The following is a 22,479-nucleotide window of genomic DNA, read 5'->3' on the forward strand; positions in this document are numbered from 1 at the left end:
GGCCCACGGCGGGGCCATGGGCACGCCACCGATATCGGGCACCCATCTCTGAGGGACTCCCCATGAAACGCATCCAGATCCTCGACTCCCACACCGGCGGCGAACCCACGCGGCTGGTGATTGACGGCTTTCCCGACCTCGGCACGGGCAGCATGATGGAACGCCGCGCCCTGCTGGCGCAGCAGCACGACGCCTGGCGCGCCGCCACGGTGCTGGAGCCGCGCGGCAACGACGTGATCGTCGGCGCCCTGCTCTGCGCGCCGCAGGACCCGGCGAACACCGCCGGCGTGATCTTCTTCAACAACACCGGGTATCTCGGCATGTGCGGCCACGGCACCATCGGCCTGGTGGCCTCGCTGGCCTACCTGGGCCGCATCCAGCCCGGCACGCACGGCATCGAAACCCCCGTGGGCACCGTCACCACCACCCTGCACGAGGACGGCTCGGTCAGCGTGCGCAACGTGCCCGCCTACCGCCTGCACCACCGCCTGCAGGTGCAGGTGCCCGGACATGGCACCGTGACCGGTGACGTCGCCTGGGGCGGCAACTGGTTCTTCCTCGTCACCGAACACCAGCAGCGCGTGGAGAGCTGCAACATCGAGGCCCTGACCGACTTCGCCTGGGCCATCCGCCAGGCGCTTGAAGCCCAGGGCGTGCGCGGCGACGACGGCGGCATCATCGACCATGTGGAGCTCTTCGCCGACGACGCGCACTTCGACAGCCGCAACTTCGTGCTCTGCCCCGGCCGCGCCTACGACCGCTCGCCCTGCGGCACCGGCACCAGCGCCAAGCTCGCCTGCCTTGCCGCCGACGGCAAGCTGCAGCCCGGCCAGGTGTGGCGCCAGGCCAGCATCATCGGCAGCCATTTCGACGCCAGCTACCAACTCGTGGACGGAAAGGTCATCCCCACGCTGCGCGGCCGCGCCCACATGAGCGCCGAGGCCACGCTGCTGATCGAAGCGGACGACCCGTTCGGATGGGGCATTCGTCTGTGACCCCTGCCGACGTCATCGTCATCGGCGCCGGCATCGTGGGCGCCGCCTGCGCCCACGAGCTGGCCGCCGCCGGCCTCTCGGTGCATGTGATCGACGCGCGCAAGGGCGGCGCCACCAACGCGGGCATGGGCCACCTCGTGGTGATGGACGACAACCCCGCCGAACTGGCGCTGAGCCAGTCGTCCCTGGACCTCTGGCACCAGTGGGGCCCGCGCATGACGGCCGACCAGCCCGCCTGCCAGTTCACGAACTGCGGCACGCTGTGGGTGGCAGCCAACGCCGAGGAAATGGCCGCCGCCGAGGAAAAGCAGCAGCGCCTGCGCGCGCACGGCATTGCCTGCGAGCTGCTCGGCCCCGCCGCACTGGCCGCCGCCGAGCCGCTGCTGCGCCCCGGCCTGGCGGGCGCGCTCAAGGTCACGGGCGACAGCGTGGTCTACGCTCCCAACGCCGCCGAATGGCTGCTGGCGCACGCGCCGCGCCCCATCCGCGTCGAGCAGGCCGAGGTCACGCGCATCGCGGGCCGCACCGTGCACCTGGCCGATGGCGGCACCCGCAGCGCGGGCGCCGTACTGCTGGCCGCCGGCATCGAGGCCCCGCGCCTGTGCCCCGGCCTGCCCATCCGCCCCAAGAAGGGGCATCTGGCCATCACCGAACGCCACCCCGGCCTGCTGCGCCACCAGCTCGTGGAGCTGGGCTACATCACCAGCGCGCACCACAGCGACGGCACCTCGGTGGCCTTCAACCTGCAGCCCCGGCCCACGGGGCAACTGCTGCTCGGCTCGTCGCGCCAGTTCGACACCACCGACCCGGCCGTGGAGAACGCCATCCTCGCGCGCATGCTGCGCCGCGCGCTCGACTATGCGCCCGGCCTGGCCGATCATTCCATCATCCGCACCTGGACGGGCTTTCGCGCCGCCACGCCCGACAGCCTGCCGCTCATCGGCGCGCACCCCGGCCAGGAGGGTCTGTGGCTGGCCGTGGGCCACGAAGGCTTGGGCGTGACCACCGCCCCGGCCACGGCCCGGCTCATCGCCGCGCAGATCACGGGCGCCACGCCGCCCTTCAACCCCGCACCCTACGCCGCCACGCGCTTCGGCCTGTGACCATGACTTCCTCCGTGCACATCCACATCGACGGCCTGGCGCTGGCCGTGCCCACGGGCAGCAGCGTGGCCGCCGCGCTGGCCGCCACGCCCACGGGCTGCTCACGCCTGTCCGTCAGCGGCGAGCCGCGCGCGCCGTTCTGCGGCATGGGCATCTGCCATGAATGCCGCGTCACCATCGACGGCCGCCGCCAACTCGCCTGCCAGACGGTCTGCCGCGAAGGCATGCGCATCGACACCGCCACGCAACGCCCATGAACAGCGCACCGCAATCCCCCGCCGCGCCCATCCAGCGCTGCGACATCCTCATCATCGGCGCCGGTCCAGCCGGCATGGCGGCGGCGCTGGCCGCCGCGCCCAGCGGCGCCGCCATCGTGCTGGTGGACGACAACCCCGCCCCCGGCGGCCAGATCTGGCGCGACGGCCCCGGCGCCCACCTGCCGCCGCTGGCGCGCACGCACCGCGAGCGCCTCGCCGCAGCCCCCAACGTGCGCGTGCTCACCGGCACGCGCGTGGTGGGCCTGGGCGGCGGCGCACAGCCGGGCGACGCGCCCGCGCTGCTGCTGGAAGACGGCGAGCGGGGCTGGACCCAGCACTGCGGCCGCCTCATCCTGTGCACCGGCGCGCGCGAGCTGCTGCTGCCCTTCCCCGGCTGGACGCTGCCCGGCGTCACCGGCGCGGGCGGCCTGCAGGCGCTCATCAAGGCCGGGCTACCCGTGCGCGGCCAGCGCATCGTCATCGCGGGCACCGGCCCGCTGCTGCTGGCCGCCGCGCACACGGCGCGCGAAGCCGGCGCCCAGGTGCTGCGCATCGCCGAGCAAGCGCCGTGGAGCCAGCTTGTGGGCTTTGGCCTGCAGCTGCCGCGCTGGCCCGCCAAGGCCGTGCAGGCCCTGCCGCTGCTGCACCCGGCCCTGCGCGCCGCCAGCCATGTGCTGGAGGCCACGGGCACGCAGCAGGTGCAGTCGGTGCGGCTGCAACGCGGCGCGGGCGAGGAGGTGCTGGCATGCGACCGCCTGGCCTGTGGCTTTGGCCTGGTGCCCCACACCCACCTGGGCCAGATGCTGGGCTGCGAACTCAATGACCGGCTGGGCCTGGCCGTGGACGCAGTGCAGGCCACCGCCGTGCCCGGCGTATTCGCCGCTGGCGAATGCACGGGCTTTGGCGGCAGCGAGAAGGCGCTCGTCGAAGGCGCCATGGCGGGCCACGCCGCCGTGGGCGACACCACCGCCGCGCTGGCCCTGGCCCCACAGCGGGCACGCTGGCAGGGCTTTGCCGATGCGCTGCACCACCACTTCGCCCTCTCGCCCCGGCTGCGCAGCCTGCCCCGCCCCGACACTCTGGTCTGCCGCTGCGAGGATGTGCGCCACGCCGACCTGAGCGAACGCGGCAGCTGGATCGACGCCAAGCTCCACACGCGCTGCGGCATGGGCCCCTGCCAGGGCCGCGTGTGCGGCGCTGCCACACAATTCCTTTTCGGCTGGACGCCCGCACCCGCGCGCCACCTGCTGGCCCCCGCGCGCGTCGCCACATTGGCCAGCTGCAGCAACGACGAAAGCACCCCATGAGCAACGCCCCCGCCACCGACACGGTTCGTATTCCCCTGCCAGAGCTGCACGACCTCGCCTGCCGCGTGCTGCGGCGCCAGGGCCTGTCGCAACCGCATGCCGAGGCCATGGCCCGCACCATCGTGGCCGGGCAGCGCGACGACTGCCAGTCGCACGGCGTCTACCGCCTCGTCACCTGCGCGCACACCATCCGCGCGGGCAAGGTGGACCTGCAGGCCGAGCCCGTGCTCGCGCCCGCCAGCGGCGCCGTGGTGCGCGTGGACGCGCGCTACGCCTTCTCGCCGCTGGCCTTCGAGCGCGGGCTGCCCGCCCTGGTGGAAGCCGCGCGCACGCACGGCCTGGGGGCACTGGTCATCCAGCACTGCTTCCATTTCTCGGCGCTGTGGCCCGAGATCGAGGCCATCACCGCGCACGGCCTGGCCGCGCTGGCGCTCACGCCCAGCCACGCCTGGGTGGCGCCCGCAGGCGGCCACCAGCCGGTGTTTGGCACCAACCCCATCGCCTTCGGCTGGCCGCGCCCGGGGCCCACGCCCTTCGTCTTCGACTTTGCCACCAGCGCCATCGCGCGTGGCGACCTGGAGCTGCACCGGCGCGCCGGCAAGCCGCTGCCGCCGGGCTGCGGCGTCGATGCCCAGGGCAAGCCCAGCACCGACCCCGTGGCCATCGCCCAGGGCGCCATGCTGGCCTTTGGCGGCCACAAGGGCTCTGCCCTGTCGGCCATGGTGGAGCTGATGGCCGGCGCCCTGATCGGCGACTGGATGAGCCGCGAGTCGCTGGCCTTCGACGCGGGCGACGGCGCCGCGCCCTGCCATGGCGAGCTGATCCTGGCCTTCGACCCGGCCCGCCTGAGCGGCGGCGACCCGGCTGAACACCAGCAGCGCGCCGAGGAAATGTTCGCCGCCATCACCGGCCAGGGCGCGCGCCTGCCCTCGCAGCGCCGCTACGAGGCCCGCGCACGCAGCCTGGCCGAAGGCGTGGCCGTGCCGCGCGCGCTGTACGCCGAAATCCTGGCCTTGGCCGAATGAGCCATGGTGTGCATTCCAGGGTGCCAATGCACCAGGCACTAAGATGCGCGTCACCACAAGGCCCCACGCCATGCCCCCCGATCTGACCACCGAAACGCCCCGCCCCGCCGCCGCGCCCAAGCGGCGCGCGGCCGACATCGCCTACGACGCCATCGAGACGCTGATCTCCACGCTGGAGATGCGCCCCGGCAGCCCCGTGGTCGAGGCCGAGATTGTGGAGCGCACCGGCCTGGGCCGCACGCCCGTGCGCGAGGCGCTCTTGCGCATGGTCTCCATCGGCCTGATCGTGCAGCAGCCGCGCCGGGGCCTGCTGGTCTCCACCATCGACCTGGCCGACCACCTCGACGTGATCCAGACCCGGCGCGTGCTCGAATGCCTGATCGCCGCCTGCTCGGCCCGCCGCGCCACCGCACCCCAGCGCGCCGACATCCTGCGCTGTGCCGAGCACATGGTGGAGACCGCGCACAGCGGCGACCTCGACGCATACATGCGCGCCGACCACGAGCTAGACCTTGTGAACCACCTGGCCAGCCAGAACCATTCCGCCGTCAAGTGCGTGGTGCCGCTCATCGTGCAATGCCGCCGCTTCTGGTACGCCTACCAGCACGAGGGCGAGATTGCCGAGGGCGCGCGCGCCCACATGGCACTGGCCCAGGGCATCGCCACGGGCAACGAGGCCGCCGCCGTAGCGGGCGCGAACCAGCTCATGGATTATCTGGAGCGCTTTGCCCGGCGCGTGATTGACAGGTAGCCCCGCCATACGCGCAAAACAAAGCGCCGCAGGGCCAATCCATGCGGCGCTGGAGCGGCAATTGCCGCCGCTGTGGCGCCCAGAGCGCCTGGGGACTCAAGCCCCTGCGAGCACCACTTCGACGCGGCGGGCTTCGGCGTTGCTGCCGGTGCCTTGGGTGGCTTCGGGCTTCTTGAGTTCGATGCGGTCTTCGGCCACGCCCAGGGCCTGCAAGGCGTCGCGCACGGCCAGGGCGCGGTTCTTGGCCAGCTCGGCGTTCTGCGCGGCGTCGCCCGTGGCGTCATGGAAGCCCGATACCACGGCCTTCTGGCCTGCGGCCACGCCCTTGACGATGTCGGCCAGGGCCTCGTTGGCGCCCGCCGCCAGATCGGCCTTGCCGGTGGCGAAGTAGAACTTGACCACACCGTTTTCCACGCGCACGCTGGCGCCGTCGTCTGCCACAGCAGCGGCAGGGGCTGCCGCCACGGCGGGCGCCTTGGCGCCGCCCAGGCCGCGCTTGACCACCACCGTGCCCACCACGCCGGCCACGACCAGGGCGATCAAGGCAAACAAAAAGCCCAGGGCAAAGCGCTGCTGGCTGTCATCGTCGGAACTGCTGAACGACATCTTGGATACTCCATGGAAAAATGAGGTCACCGCGCATTGTAGAACCGCACTATGACCGCCTTCTCCCCCTCCACCCGCGACCCCGCGCCCTTGCTGGAGCACACCCTGCGCACCTGGAGGGGGCGGGGCGACCTGTGGGTGTTTGGCTATGCCTCGCTCATCTGGCGGCCCGACTTTGACTACGCCGAACGCCGCCCGGCCAGGGTGCATGGCTGGCACCGCGCACTCAAGATGTGGAGCCACGTCAACCGGGGCACGCCGCAATGCCCCGGCCTGGTGTTCGGCATGCTGCCCGGCGGCAGCTGCCACGGGGTGGTGTTTCGCGTGCGCGAAGCCCAGGGTGAACCGGTGCTGCGCACCCTGTGGCAGCGCGAAATGCCCGTGGCCGTGTACGACCCGCGCTGGCTCCCCTGCCACACCCCGCAGGGGCCGGTACAGGCGCTGGCGTTCACGCTCTCGCGCCGCAGCCCACACTACACGGGCACGCTGCCGATGGAACAGTACCGCCGCATCTTCGCCCAGGCCCAGGGCCGCTACGGCAGCACGCAGGACTACGCCTTGGACACCTACGAAGGCCTGCGCGCCGTAGGCATCCACGACCGCGCGCTCCGGCGCCTGATCGAAAGCGCCCAAGACTCCCAGGGCGACACACCCACGGCACAATCGGGGGCATGAGCAGCCCCACCCCCTCCATCGCCGACCTGCGCAAAAGCTACGAGCGCGCCGAACTCAACGAAGACGCCTCGCACGCCGACCCCATGCAGCAGTTCGACCAGTGGCTCAAGGAAGCCCTGGCCGCCCAGATCCCCGAACCCAACGCCATGACCCTGGCCACTGTGGGCAGCGACCTGCGGCCCAGCACGCGCGTCGTGCTCATCAAGGGCTTTGATGCGCGCGGCATCGTCTGGTACACCAACTACGACAGCCGCAAGGGCCGCCAGTTGGCGGGCAACCCGTATGCGGCGTTGCAGTTCCATTGGGTGGAGTTGGAGCGCGTGGTGCGCATCGAAGGCACCGTCGAGAAAGTGAGCGACGCCGAGAGCGACGAATACTTCCACAGCCGCCCGCTGGACTCGCGCATCGGCGCCTGGGCCAGCCCGCAAAGCCAGGTCATTTCGGGCCGCAGCGTGCTGGTGGCCAATGCCGCCAAATACGGCGCCCAGTTCATGCTCAAGCCGCCGCGCCCGCCGCACTGGGGGGGCTACCGCCTGGTGCCCGATCAGTGGGAGTTCTGGCAAGGTCGCAAGAGCCGCCTGCACGACCGCCTGCACTACCGCCAGGAAGCCGGCGCCTGGGTGCGCGAGCGGCTGGCACCCTGAGGCACGGCATTGCCCATGATGGCACTGCTGATTCTTGCTGCGCTGATCGTTCTGGTGAATGTGCTGACCTACAGGCGTTTGCCGGGGCGCAACGCCATGGCCGTTTCTGTGCTGCTACCGCCTATGCTGTTCCAGGTCGGCAACTGGCTGCATTTGGGCTATCTCGATCCGTTCTGGCCCATCGCGGCACTGGTCAGCCTGGTGGCATCGGCCCTGGGAACCATCGTACTGAGACTGCTCTTGGACAGTTTGGTGGATCGGCATCGCGATGGACGTATGCGCTGAAGGCCTGCCAGGCCCTGCGCATCACACCGCCCAGCGCGTCACCACCCACAGCACCACCGGTACGGTGGCCATGCCCAGTGCGGTGGACACGGTGACGCCAGCGGTCATTTCGTCCTGTCCCACCTCGTAGCGCTGGGCAAACAGGAACACGTTGGCGCCCACCGGCAGTGCAGCAGCCGTCACCATCACCGCCAGCGGCAGGCCCGACAGCCCCAGCGCCCATCCCAGCGTGCCCACGGCCAGGGGCAGTGCGGCGTTCTTGACCAGGGCAATGCGCAGCGCCGCGCGGAAATGCGGCCCCACGGTGGAGAACGCCAAGGTCACCCCCACCAACAGCAGCGCCAATGGTCCCAGGGCCTGACCCAGCAGTTGCAGGGGCTTGTCGATGAGGGGAGGAATGGGCCAGCCGGTTTGCGCGTACAGCAGGCCCGCGATGATGGGCAACGGCACCGGGTGCACCAGGCCACTCCACAAGGCCTGCAGCACCATGCGCCACAGGGCCGGTGGCACATGGGCCTGGCCATCGGCGCCGCCGGGCTGGTTGCGCGCCAGGGCCAGTTCCAGCACCACCGTCGCCACGGTGAGCAAGATGAGCGCGTGCACCGAGATCAGCGTGAACAGCGTGACCAGCCCCGCCTGCCCAAACACCAGCCCCACCAGAGGTACCCCCACCATCACGTTGTTGCTGAAGGTGTGGCCCAGCGCGCGCACCGCGCCCAGGGTGCTGAACCCCGCCCAGGCCAGCGTGGCGCCAAACACCAGCGCCACCCCGCCAAAGTACACCGCAATCGGCCCGAAATCCAGCTCCTGCACATGCACCCCGGCCATGGTACGAAACAGCAGTGCGGGCGCCAGCACCATGAACACGAGGTTGGACAAATCCTTGACGGCCTGTGCTCGAATCCAGCCCTGGCGGCCCGAGAGGTAGCCCAGCGCAATGAACAGCACCACGGGCACGAACGAAGAAAGAACAGGGGAGTTCAAGAGACAGGCCGTACAGGGAAATGCGCATGCCCGGCTTTGGCGCAGTGGCCTCAGACCTCATGCGCTATCAAAATAATAGCTGGTAGCGCTTGCTGCAAAAGCGCCAGGGTCGTATTTTGCTTGTAAAACCAATTCCCCGGCATGCCCGGGGTCTGCGCTGCATCAAGGCTGTGGCGGAAGCGGAAAGCGTACCCTGCCACGCCGTGGGTCAAAGGTGCCGCCCTCTGGCAGTATGTGCATGCGGATGTCGCTGGCCTTGGCCAGGAGGTCGTTGGTGTCATCGATGATGCGGGCCTGCCGCGCATCGAACAGCTTGACGTAGTGCGTGCCCAGCACCTCCCAGACGCCGTCCGGCCGCACCAGCAAAGCGGTTTCCTCATCGATGCCCACACCGATGAGCTGCGGATGGTCGAGCACCGCACTGAGCAGGCGGTTGTAGCGGGCCCGGTGCATGAAGTGCTGGTCCACGATGGCGCCCTTGAAGAAGCCAAACCCCGGAGCCAGCTCCTTCATGCCGCGTGCAATGTTGATCTGCTCCTGCTCTTCGGCATTGTTCGGGGTGCGCCAGTTGCCGGTGAGCATGAGGCTGCTCATCACCGACGCACCGGCCGACGTGCCGCCCACCACAGCACCGTTCTGGTAGCGCGTTTCAATCACCTGCAGCGCCCGGCTGCCCACCAGCAGCGACGACAGGCGCGTCTGGTCGCCGCCCGAGAACCAGTAGCCGGTGAAGGCCTCCAGCCTTGCCACGGTGCTGTCCGCATCGGCGTCCTGCGGCCCGATGTCCACCACCTGCGCACTGACGCCCAGCCGCTGGAAGTCGGCCACCATCTCCTGGGCTTCTTCGTCCCCCTGGGCGCTGGCCATGGGCAGCACGGCGATGCGGGCCTTCTCCGCGCCACCGGCCAGCGCCACAAAGCGCTGCACCACCTGCAGCGGCGTATCGCCGCCCCCCACAATGAGCAGGCTTCCCTTGGGTTGTCTGAAAAAGCTCGGCATCTGCCCCCACGCTGGCAAGGCCCACAGCGCCACCAGGCACACCAGCCAACCCACAACCACCGAGACCCGCCGCACATGCAGCAACGGGCGCACACTGCGCACGACCACCATGAATGACACCGTGAACTGGTTTAAAGCGTCAGGGCCGCTCGCAGGAGCCGTCCAGCCCCACCGTGCCCGCCAGCTTTTGCAGGCGCGAGCGGTTTTCCAGGCAAGCCTTGTGCTCGGCCTCGGCCGCCTTCTGCTGCGCCTGGCGCACCGCCTGGGCGCGCTCGGCCTGTAGTTTGGCCACGCGCTCGCGCAGTTGCGGCATCACAGCCAGGGCGGCTTTTTCGCCCTCAACAATCGCGCTGGCGCGCTGGGTGAAGTCTGCCGGGCCCATGTCCAGCACCTGCGGGCGGATGGTGATGTCGGCCCGCGCCAGCTCGGCCTGCCCCAGCTTCTGGCCCATGATGGCGATGGACTGGTTCAGCGCCCCCAGCAGGTGGCTGGGCGTCTGGCCGCGCGCCTTGTTGGAAATATCCACCGCCACCACCACGTCGGCGCCCAGTTGGCGTGCCGCGTCCACCGGCACCGGGCTCACGATGCCGCCATCCACATAGTGGTACTTGCCAATGGTGACCGGCTGGAACACGCCCGGCACGCTGCTTGAAGCCCGCACCGCCTGCCCCGTGTTGCCGCGCGCAAACACGGTGCGCTCGCCATCCTCCAGCCTTGTCGCCACCGCCACAAAGGGCTTGGCCAACTGCTCCAGCGGCTTGCGGCGCACCTGCTCGTTGACGTAGTCCTCCAGCTTCTGGCCCAGCACGAGCCCGCCGGACGATAGCTGCAGGTCGCGGATCCTGGCCTCGTCCAGCGCCACGGCCTTTTCCTGCAGCTCAAACGCATTCATGCCGCTGGCATACAAGGCCCCCACCACGCTGCCCGCGCTGGTGCCCGCCACCACGGAGGGTGCAAAGCCATTGGCCTCCAGCATCTTGATGACGCCAATGTGCGCAAACCCCTTGGCCGCACCGCCGCCCAGGGCGATGCCGATCCTGATCGGGGGAGCGGAAGTCATGGTGCCCGTGGCGTCGGGGACGACCGGGGCCGGGCTGGGCGGCCTGCTGCCGCAGGCGGCCAGGGTGGCAAGCAGAAGGCACGCCAGGGCGCGCGGAAAGGAGCCGGGGCGCATGCCGAAGGATGGAACTGTCATGGGGGCCTGAAGTGTAGCGGCGGGTGGCGGCCGGTGGGTGTAGGCGGATGGCGCAAGGTTCTACCGCCTGCGGCCGCTGCCGCAGCTCACACCGCGCTCGGCCCCAGCCACACGCCGCTGCGCAGGCCCTCGGGGCGCTCGCGCGACCACACCTGCGCGCTGGCCTCCCAGGTTTCCTGCTGCACATGCAGCCCGGCAAACACGCCATAACCTGGGCCTGCGCAGATCTCGCCGCCCGCGCACAGGCTTTCGCCCGCCTTGATGGCGCCCTGGGCATGGATGCACTCACCCGCCTTGATGCCCCAGCCCGCCTCCAGGTGCGCCCCGCCGGTGATGGCACCGCCCACCACGATGCCCTGCCCCGCCCGCAGGCCCGCTTCGCCGGTCAGATGGCCGCCCACGCGCAGGCCCTTGCCACACTCCACCGGGCCGTGGGCGATGAGGTCCTGCCCCACAAAGGCGCCGCCCTGGAGCTGCAGCTTGCCATGGCACACCACATCCCAGGCGGCCCGCAGGTCGCCCGCGCAGACGATGTCGCCCCCCGCTTCCACGCCCCAATCGGCGCGCACATCGCCACCCGCCTGCAGCAAGCCCTGGCTGACGATGCCACCCGCCGCGCGAATGTCCTCCCCCGCCACGATGGACTGCCCGGCCCGCACCCCGCCACCCGCCCGGATGGAGCGGCCCGCCTGGATGACGGTGGTCACATCGATGCTGCCGCGCACTACCACCGTGCCCGCAAACACGATGGCATCGGCCTCCAGCCGGTCCACCGACAGCACGGCGGAGGTGGGACCAAACTGCGACAACAGCCAGCAGGCGTCGCCCACCCGCCCGGCGCTGACCAGCGTGTCCAGCGCCTCCTGATAGCCGCTGCCGTCCTCCACATGGCGGCTGAACCACCGAAAACCGTCGGCACAAGGGCTCTTGGCCCGCAGAAACTTTTTGGTGAACTCCATCGCGCTCACCCCCGGCGCAGCTGCGTGGATGGAGGATGAACGGGGTGTGACCAGATGGGCGTGGGCCCACACGCAAGAACGGTGTGCATGAAACATCTCCTGAGGAAGCGGCCCGGGCCGATGAACCGATCAAGGTGTCAACAACGCAGCAGGCCGCCATCGCGCTGAGCGGGTGCCCGGCGATGGATGTGTTGCGCAAAAGGGGAAAGGGTTATCGCCGGGCGGAGGAATGTGCGACCGGCTTGTAAGGCCAGATCTCACGCACCACGGCGCCGCCCCCGCCCACGCACAGGCAGCCGCGCAGCGGGGCTGGGTGGGGCAAAGCCGGGGGCTGGAAACGCATGGACGCTATGGTAGCAGCGCAGCGGTATCGCACTCCAGCGGGTGGACTTGCGCCGCACAAGGCCTGCACCACATGCATTTTTAAAACTTTCAATAATATTAAATTCAAATCAAATAAATTTTGAGTTATAATTTGCTCCGTTGCACCCAACGCAACGCCTGCCCAGCGGCGCAAGCCCCTCCCCGCAGGCTGCCTTTTGCGACCTTTGTCGCCCCGTGGGTCTGTAGAGCTGCAGCCCACCGCGTCCCTTGATGCTCACGCCGGCCATTTCGAGCCTGCGATCCTGAATGTTCCCCATTTCACAAACCGCCATTTCCATGGGCAAGTACGTCGTTTCGCCCACGACCCACCCGACCGCCTGCGGGCGCTTTCGCGCCTCTTTCTCGGTCCATCGCTCCCAGGGCAACGGCAGCTACTGCCGCGTGTTCCGTTTTGACAAAGCCTTTGCCTCGCGCGAAGCCGCCCGGCTCTTTGCCGTTACCCAGGGCTGGCTGCAAACGAGCATGCAGCACCCGCCCGTGTGCTGACCCGGTCAGCCAGGCCCGTATTCAACCCATACCCTTGCTGCGGACTCCCCACCCGCGCATCCCAACCCCAACGGTGCGCCCTTCATTGCGCACCATCTTTCAGAAAGGCTCTTGCATGAGCAGCAAAATCTACGTGGGCAACCTGCCCTACTCCGTGACCAACGCCAGCCTGGAAAGCAACTTCGCCGAGTTTGGTGGCGTTGCCTCCGCCAAGGTCATGATGGACCGCGACACCGGCCGCTCCAAAGGCTTCGGCTTTGTGGAAATGGCCAGCGCTGAAGAAGCCCAGGCCGCCATCTCTGCCCTGAACGGCGTGTCGGTCGATGGCCGCGCCATTGTGGTCAACCTCGCCCGCCCCCGTGAAGACAACCGTGGTTCGGGTGGCTACAGCGCCAACGGCTACGGCGGCAACAAACGCTCCGACGTGGGCTACGGCTCCGGCGGCTTCGGCGGCGGCCGTTACTGATTCCAGTAAGCCCCCATGAAGAACCGGCTCTGAGGAGCCGGTTTTTTTTCGCCCCGCATCCATGGGGTGGCAAAGCCCAATTGCTATCAATACGATAGCTGGTTGCGCTTGATGGCAAAGCGCTGGAGGCCAAAAATAGTCTCAAAATCCACCTGTGAGGGCGCCACCAACGTCCGCAGCCCGTGCCGCATGCTTGCCCGCATCACCAGCACAATGTGCATGCAAATATTGAGCATTTGTGATATATTCTTTCCGAGGAAACACAGGAGCCCTTCATGCAACCCCATGTGGCCACCGCCCCGGACAAAGCCATGGTGCTGGGCAAGGCAACCATCCGTGCCGCCCAGGAACTGCACCTCTCCAACGCCGCCCTGGCGCGCGTGATTGGACTGAGCGAGCCCACCATCAGCCGCATTGCCGGCGGTGCGCGCGGCATCGCGCCAGAATCCAAGGAAGGCCAACTGGCCCTGCTCGTGGTGCGCCTGTTTCGCTCGCTCGACCCGCTGGTCGGCTCCGACGCGCAAAAGCGCCACGACTGGCTGCGCAGCCACAACAAGGCGCTCAACGGCACACCCGCCGCGCTCATCGAAAACCCCACCGGCCTGGTCAACGCCCTGGCCTACCTGGACGGCATGCGGGCTGCCGCCTGATGGCCGCCACGGTGTGGAACCCCGGCTGGGTGCAAGAGCACACCCAGCCTCTGGCCATGCACGCATTTCGCATGGTCGAAACACAGCACATCGCGGCCACCATGCGCCTGGTGGACACCGCCGCCGAGCAAGACCTGCTGGAGCAAATGCTGGACGCCAGCAAGCCGCCCCTGCCGCTCGAGGCGCAGGGTATCCACTACCTGCTGGCGGCGCCCTTCCGCTACCTGCCGCCCACGGGCTCGCGCTTTCGCAGCGCGCACATGCCCGGCATCTGGTACGGCGCGGACGGCCCCTACTGCGCCTGCGCCGAAATCGCCTACTGGCGCCAGCGCTTTCTGCTTGACAGCGCGGGCCTCATCACCCAGCACCTGCTCACCGACCACTCCCTGTACGAAGCCGCCGTGCAGGGCCGTGCCATCGACCTGCAATCACCCCCCTGGTCCCAGGCCGAAACGCACTGGAAGCACCCCAGCGACTACACCGAAACCCAGAAGCTCGGCGCCCTGGTGCGCGAAGCGGGTAACGTGGCGTGGATCCACTACGCCTCGGTCCGCGCCCCAGGGCATGCGTGCGCCGCCGTGTTCAACCCACACAGCCTGACCATGCGGACCCCCGAGGGCCGGTACGAGCGCTGGCACTGCCACACCACGCGCGACCGGGTCACGCTGTCGAACGGGCGGGAGCGGTTCGATTTTTGATGGGTGAGATTCAGACAACCGCCCTTTGGGCACGCGCGGAGCCAGCAAACGGGGCCTGACCATGCCGACCCCAAGGGCCGGTAGCAACAACCAAGACTCAACGATCCTTGTCAGAGTCGAGGACGAACACCATGCCCAAAAAACCGACCGAGACGGTCTTGTCTTGGACTCTGGTGTAGGACGCCACCCCCAGCGAGTGGTAGTTGCTGACAAACGCAGTCAATGCCCCAACCCCCAAAAGGCCCGCCAATGGACTGCGCTCCGCAATGGATTCCTTGATTTGGCTGCGATGCCGTTCTGCAGAGGGATTGAGGGCGATGGCTGCGACAAAGATGGCGCTCGTAATCACGGCCGCTTTTACTGCTGGTGTCATGAAAGCTCCCAAAGCCTGGGTTTCAAAAAGGCCTGGCGAACCGGCGATGGCGATGGAGCCACCCCGGGAACCGTGCAGGCCGGTGGGTCGGGGCTGCGCTGCTTACTGAAACACGCACACCCCCAATGACTGGCTTTTGGCCCGGTACATGGCGTTGTCTGCCTCGCGCAGGTAGTCGTCCACCGTTGCCAGCCTGGATGCGCTGCTGACCAATCCGATACTCGCGCCACTGCGCACGGTATGTTCGCCGATCACGTAAGGCGCGGCGAGGGCGGCGGCAATCTGCTGGGCGCGCTGGATGGCTTCAGCGGGGTCAATGGACTCCAGCAGCACATTGAACTCGTCGCCACTCATGCGGGCGACCAGATCCACCGCCCGCACGCAGGATTCGAGCCGCCGCGCCACCTGCTGCAACAGCTGGTCGCCCACATGGTGCCCGTAGGTGTCATTGACGGCCTTGAAACGGTTGAGATCCAGCAGCAGCACCGCGAACATCGTGGCGCCATCGCGTGCCGGCACGCCATCGTCGCTCGCCGCCTCGTTCTGCTGCAACGCGATGAGATGCGCGAGGCGATCGCGGAACAAGGGCCGGCCGGGCAAGTTGGTCAGCGCATCGTAGGAACTGCCACGCTCGGCCAGATCGCTGAGCGACCCCGCCATGCGCACCGCAACGCCGTCTTCAAACTCGGCGAGCCCGCGCCAGTTGACCCACACCAGCCGCCCAGACCCGTGGTACGCGCGGAAATCCACCGAAAAGTTCGGGCTGTTCCCCGCTAGGTGCCTGCGGCAGGCCGCCTGCACGCGAGCGCGATCCTCGGGGTCGATGAGCTGCTCCAGAAAGCGCCAGCCACCATCGTGCACATGATCGCCGCCAGCCAGCCCGACGATCTGGTGAAAGCGCCCGGACACATGCAGGGCGTCCGTGCGCAAGTCCCAATACCAGATGCCGTCATTGGACCCGCGGGTCGCCAGCGAATAGCGGTTTTCGGAGCGCACCAACTCCAGTTCGGTGTTCTTCTGCTGGGTCACGTCGATCATCAGGCCGATCATGCGGTTCGGCCGCCCCTGCTCGACCACCGCGCGGCACAGGTCACGCACCCACACCACCTTGCCGGACTTGGCAATCAGCCGGTAACTCATCTCGTAGGCATAGCTGTGCGTGGCGTTGTAGGCGGCATCGTCGATAACCAGGGCCTGCTCCAGATCATCGGGATGCACATGCGCCCGCCAAAAGCCCGGGTCAGCCCGCCATTCCTCCACGGAGTAACCGAACAAGCGCTCCACCTGCGGGCTCAGGAAGGTGTTGCCCACGCCGATTTCAGCCTCCCACACCACGCCATCAATGGTTTCCAGCAAGCGCAGAAAGCGCTGGCGAATCTCCACCAGCACCTGCTCGGTGACCTCGGTGATCTCGATCAGGACCCCCTGGCGGCTGATCACCCGCTCCGCCGCATCCGTCTCCGGGTGGAGCTGCAGACGCACCCAGCGGTAATCCGCGCCGGCGAATCGCATCCGGAACACCGGCATGCCCGAGCGCATGGTGCCGATGTCGTCGGGATGCACGAATTCCAGCAGAGACCTGCCGAGCGCCGCCTCCACCGAATGGCCGGTGAGCTTGTGCCACGCCGGATTCAGATAAGTGATCTCCCACAGCGCATCGGTTTGCACCACCGCCTCGGGCAGCAGTTGCAGCAGCTTTGCGGACGGCGCGGGAGTGGTGGGCATGCAGGGCTGTCGCGAAAAGGGGGGCGAATACATCCAACGGATAGAAAAATCAACCGCGTTGGATCAAGTATGGCATGGGTTTATGGCACCGGTGCCCCCTTGGTTTCGGTGGTTTGGGGCAGCGAAAGTGTGCAAGCCAGCAACGCCGTCCCCGGCCGCTGTGAATTGTCCCAGTCCCCTTCTCCACTTGCGACGGGTTTGATCGACCCTCATGGCCCATCGGGTTCCTCCCATACCGCACTATGCCGATAACTCTTCCGGCAGCTTGCCTGCCGCTTGCAACGTGTGGCGACGTGGTAACGCAGATTCCATGTCGGCACGGACCACCACAGAGTTCACAACAGATGCCGGATATGCGACTGCAGGTTCTTTACCCCTTGATCCCCAATCGGTCAGGCTCTTGCTGTTGTGGGGGAGGCCATATAGAAGAGTTAGGCTGGCAGCTACGCAGCGCGGTGGTGGAACCGCGGACAGCCGATGCCGAAGGCATGGGCGCTGGTGGTGAATTTGAGCCTTGCATGGCGGCGTGGTGGCCTTTCCTACTTGGCGGGCCGAGTCGTTAGGCTTTGCGCCTATCTGTCTTGGCGGCGTAGCCATAGGCCCATAACGCCACAAGAACGCTGATGACAAAGCAAGCCGCAGCCGCTGATGAAGCACCCCAAAGACAGATCGCAATGCCAAGGAATAAGGTTGCTTGGCCTGGCCAAAACGACCAAGTACTTACGATGGAATTTCGGGGGTTGTTCTCAACCGCGCTGTTTAGCTGAATTAGCGCGAAAAGCAAATGTGCTGGAACCGAGACCGAGAAAAGGCAGAGCGCAATGAGCTGTGACGTTGAGGTTTTTTCCACCACCGACAGGGCAAATAGACCGCCGATCGCGATAGCAGCGGCTCCGGCGCCGATTGCTGCTCTTTGTTCGCAGGTGTTCATGAATTGTTCCAAGAAGCCTAACGAGGTAACCGGCGCTGCGCGGCTTTATCGCGCAGCGTCCGTGTTGACCGAAAGGTTATGCATCGATGCCACCGCTGCTCTATCAATCACCCGTTGGCGAAATGCGGAAGGCACGAACGGTCTCCAGTTGGCGCAGAGAAACAGCAAGCGCCGAGAGGTTTTCCGGGTTGATGGTGCGAATGACCATTCGGTACTCAAACGAAAGTCGATCATCTGAAACCCGGTAGCTCATGTTGGCAACCGTGAAGCCGTTTTGCTCCAAGAACGCTCTTAGCTCGGGTTCTGGCATGACGTTACTTCGATCAAAGCGAACGAAGTGATGGGCATAGTAATGGGATGGTAGTTTCGCTTCGATCCAGCGGAAGAACGAAAGAGTTCCGATGGTAAAAGCTGTAGCAAGGACGGCTGGTGCATAGAACCCAATGCCAAGCAAAATTCCGATGGCTGCGGTAATCCAAATCGAGGCAGCCGTTGTTAAGCCGCGAACCGAAAGCCCTTCCTTGAAAATCACGCCCGCGCCCAGAAAGCCGATACCGGTCATGATCCCCTGGGCCATGCGCGTTGGGTCCGTTCGTACAGTGTCGAGTGGAACGCCCGGCAGCCACTGCCACTGATAGAGCGTGACCAGCATTAGCAGGCTGGAAGCAAGACACACAAGCGTATGAGTGCGAAAACCAGCCGGCCGACCGTGAAAGCTTCTCTCAAGCCCAATAATTCCTCCAGCCAGGAGTGCTGCTGTGAGGTGGACAAAGATTTTGAGAAAGTCGGTATCCATCGCTTGCCTCCGAGTTTAGCTGAGCACCGTCTTCGATGCATAATAGCCAAGGTAAGCCGCCCGCCGTAGGCGGGTCGGCTTGAACGCAGAGTTAGCAAAAAAATGACGCTCAGAAAACATCACTAAATTTTGCCATAATATCATTATGGAATCTGGAGTCTTCGGCGTATTTTATTATCCATGGAACGTACGGATGTTTACATCCGGCATATTTAGAGAGCAATTTTGTAGCTGGCTCTCCCAAGTTAATTAGCAATGCACTTATGAAATCGATGTAGAGGAAAAAGCCTGTGACAGTTTTATCATCATAGTCGTCTTGGCAATACTCACTTGGATCATCTAGTCGCGAAACCGCCTCAACAAGTATATCGACATCACGCTCGTCAACCTTTGCAACGATACTGCGCAAAAAGTCCTTCGATATTTGTGATGAAACAAACTGATCGAAAGCGTCTTTCAACTCTTCAGAAAGATTCACCAATATTCTCCTTTTTTGCTAACGCTCGCGTCAGGGGCAAAACGGAGTGGAGGTAAATTGTGGTAATTCTTGCGCAGCAAACCACAATTTTCCGGAGCGTAGTTTTGTCCCTTGCACGCGCTTGTTATACCCATTTACTCGCAACTTTAAGTATAAAGCCAACAAGCTCATTCAAACTATCAAACTGCTCTGAATATGATTCCTTGGTGCCATCTAGGCCTTCAAAAACCAGCCCTGTAATTGTCAATCTTTTGAATTTTGATTCAGTATCAATATTATCGTCAATCTCAGATATATCTCTTAGACCGAGGAGAGCCTCCAAATTCAGTTGCATGCTGCGAGGAACTTCAATATTCGATTTTAAAATATTGGTTTCGAGCTTTTTCCTACCCAGTCTCACTACCAACTCGCAGACGAGATAATCTTTTGGAAGAGGAGAGAACTCTTCAAGCATCTCAAATACATTCTCGTGCAAAGCTGATCCCTGCTTTTCGTCGATCATGTACGCGACATGAAAAAGTATATCGGATAGGAGCGAATCTTGTTTTTCAGTGCTCACTTCATGCAATTCGATAGTAGACTTTAGGCTGTCTACTAGTCCTAATAGATCATTCTTTTCAAATTTCATTGCACACTTGTTCCCACTGGAAAAGGTATAACGCCCTGAGTTCAGCCGCCGCCGTAGGCGGTCGGCTGCGACGAATAGTTAGAATCTTAATCTTGAATTGTTACGAGAATGCCGTTATTAAAATAGAGATACCAAAGTGGCATTCCATTGACGTTTGTAAAAACCCATTGCTCCCTTGTGCCTCCAACTGTTTTGGTGGCATTTATTTTGTAATAGCCGCACCATTTGAATGCTCTTGTGGAACGACATTCTTCAGATTTGATAACACGCCGTATTTCATCTGCCGACATCCCGATTTTTGGCTCCCAATTTCTTAACGCAGTTTGCTGCGCAGCCTTCTGAGCCTCTAGCTGCATTCTTTGTTCATAGTCAGGGCATGCTTGCTCTGTCCAATTGCCTGATTTGTCTTTGCACTTGTATGTATGGGCATTCGAGGAAGCAACAAAAAATACCAAAAATAAGCAAAAAATTAGCCGCATGGGTTTCCTACTTTTCTAACTTATGGTTTATCTGACCAAACACCGGATACCCACAGCCGTGGTCGTTAAACAAAGTCGCACGGCACCCCCAAAAAGTGTTTGAAATCAATCCTTTAAAGCATCATACTGGATGTATGAACAGGTATAACAGATCTGACAAACCTGACTGGGTCCCTCCCCGATCCATCAAGCTGCTCGATCAGGTGCGCGAACGGGTTCGCTACCTGCATTACAGCCTATAGACCGAGAAGGCTTATGTCTACTGTGCCAATGCGTTTGTGTTGTGGACGGCCCGCAGCCATGGTGGGTTTCGACATCCGCGCGAAATGGGGCAAGCTGAAGTCGAGGGTTTTCTGACCATTCGGATTCCGGTGGTGCTGACGGTGCAGGAGGTTCAGACGCTGCTTTCGCACATGGCGGTCACCGAGGCGCTGTTGCGAAGCCAGCAGCACCCTCCCCCGCCGCTGGCTCGTTCACATCACGACGGCATCCCCCGTCAGAACGCCACCCTCACCCCCACCGTCACATTGCGCCCCATCAAAGGCGCGGCGTTCTTGATGAAGGAGGTGTGGGCGTAGGCCAGCCGGTCCGTCAGGTTGTTTCCCTTCAGGTACACCTGCCAGGGCGTGCCATTCGTCTGGCCGCTATAGCTCACGCCCAGGTTCAGCATGCCGTAGCCGGGCGTGGGCTGCTCGAAGGCGGCCACGCGGTTTTGGCGGGCCACTTGCAGCCATTCCACCTGGCCTTGCCAGGCGTTCCAGGTGGCGTCCAGGCGCAGGCCGGCGCGGGCCGGGGGGATGCGGGGGAGCAGGCTGCCGTCCGCCAGGCGGGCGCGCACGGCGTCGCCGAACAGGGTGAGGCCCACGTGGCGGTTCAGGCGCTGGCGCACCTGGGCTTCGATGCCGGTGAAGGTGGCGTTGTGCTGGGCGTACTGCAGCAGTTGCAGGCCGTCCAGCTCGTCGAGCGTGGTGCCGTGGATGTAGCCGTTGATGCGGTTGCGGAACACGCTCACGCCAAAGGTGGTGTCGCCGCTGGTCTTGCGCAGGCTCAGGTCGATGTTGTTCGAGGTTTCTGCGCGCAGGCTGGCGTCGCCGCGCTCGTAGGTGGCGGTGGCCATGTGCAGGCCGCGGGCGTACAGCTCTTCGGGCGTGGGGGCGCGGCTGGCGCGGGTCAGGCTGGCGCCCAGCTGGTAGCCGGGGCGGAACTTCCACACCGCACCCAGCGATGCCGAGGTGCCGTTGTGGCTGCGTTCAATGCCGCTGGTTTCGGCCTGGGCCGTCTGGCGGTCGTGGCGCAGGGCGGCTTCAAAGCGCCAGTCGCCCCAGCGGTATTCCTCCAGCGCGAACAGGCCGGCGCGGCGCGTGGTCGTGGGCTGGATGTAGGCCTCGTCGCCCTCGGCGGCAAAGCGGCGTTGCGATGCCTGCACGCCGAGCATGCCGCGCCAGCCGGCCAGGGGTTCGTGCTGCAATTCCACGCGGGCGCTGTGAGCCTTGTTCTTGAAGGTGGTGACGGGGGTGCCGTCCTCCACCTCGTCATGCTGGTAGTCGGTGATGCCGGCGCGTAGGCGCAAGGCGGTGAAGCCTGCAAAGGGGTTGCGCAGCTCGCCCCGGATGTCCAGGCGCTCGCTGCGCAAGTCCACCACGGGCACGTCGCCGTGTTCGCCCTCGCCGCCGTGGTCGTGGCCGTCGTCCTCGCCGTGGCTGCCGCAGTGCAGGTGGTTGCCGTGGGTGTGGCAGCCTTCAAAGCCGTGGTTGTGGCCGGGCAGGCCGTATTTGGCGGTCTGGCGGGTGTAGGCGGCACCCAGGTAGCCGCGCTCGCCCACCCACGAGATGCCCACGCTGCCGGTGTCAGTGCGGTTGAAGCTGCCGGGCACCTTGCGGTCCACATGGTCTTCGTGCACCCAGTTGGGGCCTACGCGGTAGTCGGCGGCGTCGCGTGCCACGCCTTCGACGTGCACGGCCAGGTTACCCGTGCCGCCGGTGAGCGAGAACACGCCCGCCTTCTCGCGGGCGCCGCTGTTGGCGCGCAGCTCCAGGCTGCCTTCGTAGCCCTTGGCGGGCACGGCGGTGGGCACCTTGCCGTCGAGCACGTTGACCACGCCGCCCACGGCGCCGTCGCCATGCACCAGGGCCGAGGGGCCGCGCAGCACTTCGATCTGGGTGGCAAGCAGGGGCTCGGCAACCACGGCGTGGTCGGGGCTCATGGTGGAGGCGTCGTGCAGCTCGGCGCCGTCGCTCAGCACCTTGACGCGCGGGCCGTCCATGCCCCGGATGATGGGGCGGCTGGCCCCGGCGCCAAGGTGGCTGCTGGTGATGCCAGGTTCGCTGTTCAGCGTTTCGCCCAGCGTGGCCTCGCGGCGGCGCACGAGTTCGTCGCCTTCGAGCACGGTCACGGGCGTGGTCATGTCGCTGGCGCCCAGTTGCAGACCGCTGGCAGAGACGGTCACATCGGGCAGGCTGGGCGCAGCGTCTTGCGCCGCCGCAGCGACGCTCCAGGACAGGGCCACCGCCAGCGCCACAGGGCGCAGGCGCGGCAGGCATGGGATGGGGGCAATGGTTTGCATGGGGGGGGATCCAAATCACGGGCGCGACCGCCCCTGC

The 22,479-nt window shown here is 65.6% G+C and carries 27 protein-coding genes and 1 pseudogene; 14 read left to right on the top strand and 14 right to left on the bottom strand.

Features of this window, described 5'->3' with window-relative positions:
- The first annotated feature begins 62 nt into the window (after positions 1-62).
- From GWK50_RS09505 to GWK50_RS09530, 6 genes are all read left to right on the top strand, one after another.
- Positions 63-995, top strand: coding sequence for a 4-hydroxyproline epimerase (locus GWK50_RS09505; RefSeq protein WP_162016286.1), 933 nt, complete (start codon positions 63-65; stop codon positions 993-995).
- Positions 992-2,098 (top strand): FAD-binding oxidoreductase, encoded by a 1,107-nt coding sequence (locus tag GWK50_RS09510; RefSeq protein WP_242455338.1) that lies wholly within the window; start codon positions 992-994, stop codon positions 2,096-2,098. The genes GWK50_RS09505 and GWK50_RS09510 overlap by 4 nt, the downstream gene beginning before the upstream one ends.
- 14 nt (positions 2,099-2,112) lie before the next feature.
- Positions 2,113-2,355, top strand: a complete 243-nt coding sequence (locus tag GWK50_RS09515) for a (2Fe-2S)-binding protein (RefSeq protein ID WP_197905057.1) — start codon at positions 2,113-2,115, stop codon at positions 2,353-2,355.
- Complete coding sequence (locus GWK50_RS09520) at positions 2,352-3,662, top strand: FAD/NAD(P)-binding oxidoreductase (protein WP_162016289.1); 1,311 nt, start codon at positions 2,352-2,354, stop codon at positions 3,660-3,662. The genes GWK50_RS09515 and GWK50_RS09520 overlap by 4 nt, the downstream gene beginning before the upstream one ends.
- Positions 3,659-4,687, top strand: a complete 1,029-nt coding sequence (locus tag GWK50_RS09525) for an Ldh family oxidoreductase (RefSeq protein WP_162016290.1) — start codon at positions 3,659-3,661, stop codon at positions 4,685-4,687. Before GWK50_RS09520 ends, GWK50_RS09525 begins: the two co-directional genes overlap by 4 nt.
- Before the next feature lie 70 nt (positions 4,688-4,757).
- Positions 4,758-5,438, top strand: coding sequence for a GntR family transcriptional regulator (locus GWK50_RS09530; RefSeq protein WP_162016291.1), 681 nt, complete (start codon positions 4,758-4,760; stop codon positions 5,436-5,438).
- A gap of 96 nt (positions 5,439-5,534) precedes the next feature.
- Here GWK50_RS09530 and GWK50_RS09535 read toward each other — a convergent pair whose 3' ends face one another.
- On the bottom strand, positions 5,535-6,044 hold the full coding sequence (locus GWK50_RS09535; RefSeq protein WP_162016292.1) for an OmpA family protein: 510 nt from the start codon (positions 6,042-6,044) through the stop codon (positions 5,535-5,537).
- A 51-nt stretch (positions 6,045-6,095) separates the two neighbouring features.
- Here GWK50_RS09535 and GWK50_RS09540 point away from each other — a divergent pair, with 51 nt between their 5' ends.
- The 3 genes from GWK50_RS09540 to GWK50_RS09550 are packed head-to-tail and all read left to right on the top strand — an operon-like array spanning position 6,096 to position 7,648.
- Positions 6,096-6,719, top strand: coding sequence for a gamma-glutamylcyclotransferase (locus GWK50_RS09540; RefSeq protein ID WP_162016293.1), 624 nt, complete (start codon positions 6,096-6,098; stop codon positions 6,717-6,719).
- Entirely contained in the window at positions 6,716-7,363 is a 648-nt protein-coding gene (gene pdxH / locus GWK50_RS09545) for a pyridoxamine 5'-phosphate oxidase (RefSeq protein ID WP_162016294.1), read from the top strand. The genes GWK50_RS09540 and pdxH overlap by 4 nt, the downstream gene beginning before the upstream one ends.
- Positions 7,364-7,378: 15 nt before the next feature.
- Positions 7,379-7,648, top strand: a complete 270-nt coding sequence (locus GWK50_RS09550) for a hypothetical protein (protein ID WP_162016295.1) — start codon at positions 7,379-7,381, stop codon at positions 7,646-7,648.
- Positions 7,649-7,669: 21 nt separating this feature from the next.
- On the opposite strand, the gene GWK50_RS09555 is transcribed toward GWK50_RS09550, so the two are convergent.
- The 4 genes from GWK50_RS09555 to GWK50_RS09570 form a co-directional block, all read right to left on the bottom strand.
- Positions 7,670-8,632 (bottom strand): AEC family transporter, encoded by a 963-nt coding sequence (locus tag GWK50_RS09555; RefSeq protein ID WP_162016296.1) that lies wholly within the window; start codon positions 8,630-8,632, stop codon positions 7,670-7,672.
- A gap of 162 nt (positions 8,633-8,794) precedes the next feature.
- A complete protein-coding gene (locus GWK50_RS09560; protein WP_162016297.1) occupies positions 8,795-9,742 on the bottom strand; it encodes a cyanophycinase in 948 nt (315 codons plus the stop codon).
- A gap of 28 nt (positions 9,743-9,770) precedes the next feature.
- Entirely contained in the window at positions 9,771-10,805 is a 1,035-nt protein-coding gene (locus tag GWK50_RS09565) for a patatin-like phospholipase family protein (RefSeq protein WP_162018068.1), read from the bottom strand.
- Positions 10,806-10,912: 107 nt separating this feature from the next.
- Positions 10,913-11,785 (bottom strand): FapA family protein, encoded by an 873-nt coding sequence (locus GWK50_RS09570; RefSeq protein ID WP_162016298.1) that lies wholly within the window; start codon positions 11,783-11,785, stop codon positions 10,913-10,915.
- Positions 11,786-12,445: 660 nt separating this feature from the next.
- Here GWK50_RS09570 and GWK50_RS09575 point away from each other — a divergent pair.
- Positions 12,446-12,655: a hypothetical protein gene (locus tag GWK50_RS09575; protein ID WP_162016299.1), complete on the top strand. Its 210-nt coding sequence runs from the start codon at positions 12,446-12,448 to the stop codon at positions 12,653-12,655.
- Positions 12,656-12,770: 115 nt separating this feature from the next.
- On the top strand, positions 12,771-13,121 hold the full coding sequence (locus GWK50_RS09580) for an RNA-binding protein (protein WP_162016300.1): 351 nt from the start codon (positions 12,771-12,773) through the stop codon (positions 13,119-13,121).
- An 86-nt stretch (positions 13,122-13,207) separates the two neighbouring features.
- On the opposite strand, the gene GWK50_RS20030 is transcribed toward GWK50_RS09580, so the two are convergent.
- A complete protein-coding gene (locus GWK50_RS20030; RefSeq protein WP_277950296.1) occupies positions 13,208-13,342 on the bottom strand; it encodes a hypothetical protein in 135 nt (44 codons plus the stop codon).
- A gap of 54 nt (positions 13,343-13,396) precedes the next feature.
- On the opposite strand from GWK50_RS20030, the gene GWK50_RS09585 reads away from it, so the two are divergent.
- Both GWK50_RS09585 and GWK50_RS09590 read left to right on the top strand, forming a co-directional pair.
- Positions 13,397-13,771, top strand: coding sequence for an antitoxin Xre-like helix-turn-helix domain-containing protein (locus GWK50_RS09585; RefSeq protein WP_162016301.1), 375 nt, complete (start codon positions 13,397-13,399; stop codon positions 13,769-13,771).
- Positions 13,771-14,469, top strand: coding sequence for an RES family NAD+ phosphorylase (locus GWK50_RS09590; RefSeq protein ID WP_242455339.1), 699 nt, complete (start codon positions 13,771-13,773; stop codon positions 14,467-14,469). The genes GWK50_RS09585 and GWK50_RS09590 overlap by 1 nt, the downstream gene beginning before the upstream one ends.
- A 97-nt stretch (positions 14,470-14,566) precedes the next feature.
- Here the strand turns inward: GWK50_RS09590 and GWK50_RS09595 are convergent, their stop codons facing one another.
- The 7 genes from GWK50_RS09595 to GWK50_RS09625 form a co-directional block, all read right to left on the bottom strand.
- Entirely contained in the window at positions 14,567-14,842 is a 276-nt protein-coding gene (locus tag GWK50_RS09595) for a hypothetical protein (protein ID WP_162016302.1), read from the bottom strand.
- 102 nt (positions 14,843-14,944) lie between these two features.
- Positions 14,945-16,567: a sensor domain-containing diguanylate cyclase gene (locus GWK50_RS09600; protein ID WP_162016303.1), complete on the bottom strand. Its 1,623-nt coding sequence runs from the start codon at positions 16,565-16,567 to the stop codon at positions 14,945-14,947.
- Between the two features lie 559 nt (positions 16,568-17,126).
- Positions 17,127-17,498 carry a hypothetical protein gene (locus tag GWK50_RS09605; protein ID WP_162016304.1) on the bottom strand — a complete coding sequence of 124 codons (372 nt, stop codon included), beginning with the start codon at positions 17,496-17,498 and terminating at the stop codon, positions 17,127-17,129.
- Between the two features lie 103 nt (positions 17,499-17,601).
- Positions 17,602-18,294, bottom strand: coding sequence for an MgtC/SapB family protein (locus GWK50_RS09610; RefSeq protein WP_162016305.1), 693 nt, complete (start codon positions 18,292-18,294; stop codon positions 17,602-17,604).
- Between the two features lie 109 nt (positions 18,295-18,403).
- Positions 18,404-18,772: a hypothetical protein gene (locus GWK50_RS09615; RefSeq protein WP_162016306.1), complete on the bottom strand. Its 369-nt coding sequence runs from the start codon at positions 18,770-18,772 to the stop codon at positions 18,404-18,406.
- Positions 18,773-18,896: 124 nt separating this feature from the next.
- Complete coding sequence (locus tag GWK50_RS09620; RefSeq protein WP_162016307.1) at positions 18,897-19,400, bottom strand: hypothetical protein; 504 nt, start codon at positions 19,398-19,400, stop codon at positions 18,897-18,899.
- Between the two features lie 86 nt (positions 19,401-19,486).
- Positions 19,487-19,879 (bottom strand): DUF4124 domain-containing protein, encoded by a 393-nt coding sequence (locus GWK50_RS09625; RefSeq protein ID WP_162016308.1) that lies wholly within the window; start codon positions 19,877-19,879, stop codon positions 19,487-19,489.
- 134 nt (positions 19,880-20,013) lie between these two features.
- Here GWK50_RS09625 and GWK50_RS19860 point away from each other — a divergent pair.
- A pseudogene (locus GWK50_RS19860) lies at positions 20,014-20,238 on the top strand (phage integrase N-terminal SAM-like domain-containing protein); the annotation flags it as partial.
- A gap of 137 nt (positions 20,239-20,375) precedes the next feature.
- Here GWK50_RS19860 and GWK50_RS09630 read toward each other — a convergent pair.
- Complete coding sequence (locus GWK50_RS09630; protein ID WP_162016309.1) at positions 20,376-22,442, bottom strand: TonB-dependent receptor; 2,067 nt, start codon at positions 22,440-22,442, stop codon at positions 20,376-20,378.
- Positions 22,443-22,479 lie beyond the last annotated feature (37 nt).

It is taken from the genome of Acidovorax sp. 210-6 (assembly GCF_010020825.1).
Classification (GTDB): domain Bacteria; phylum Pseudomonadota; class Gammaproteobacteria; order Burkholderiales; family Burkholderiaceae_C; genus Simplicispira; species Simplicispira sedimenti.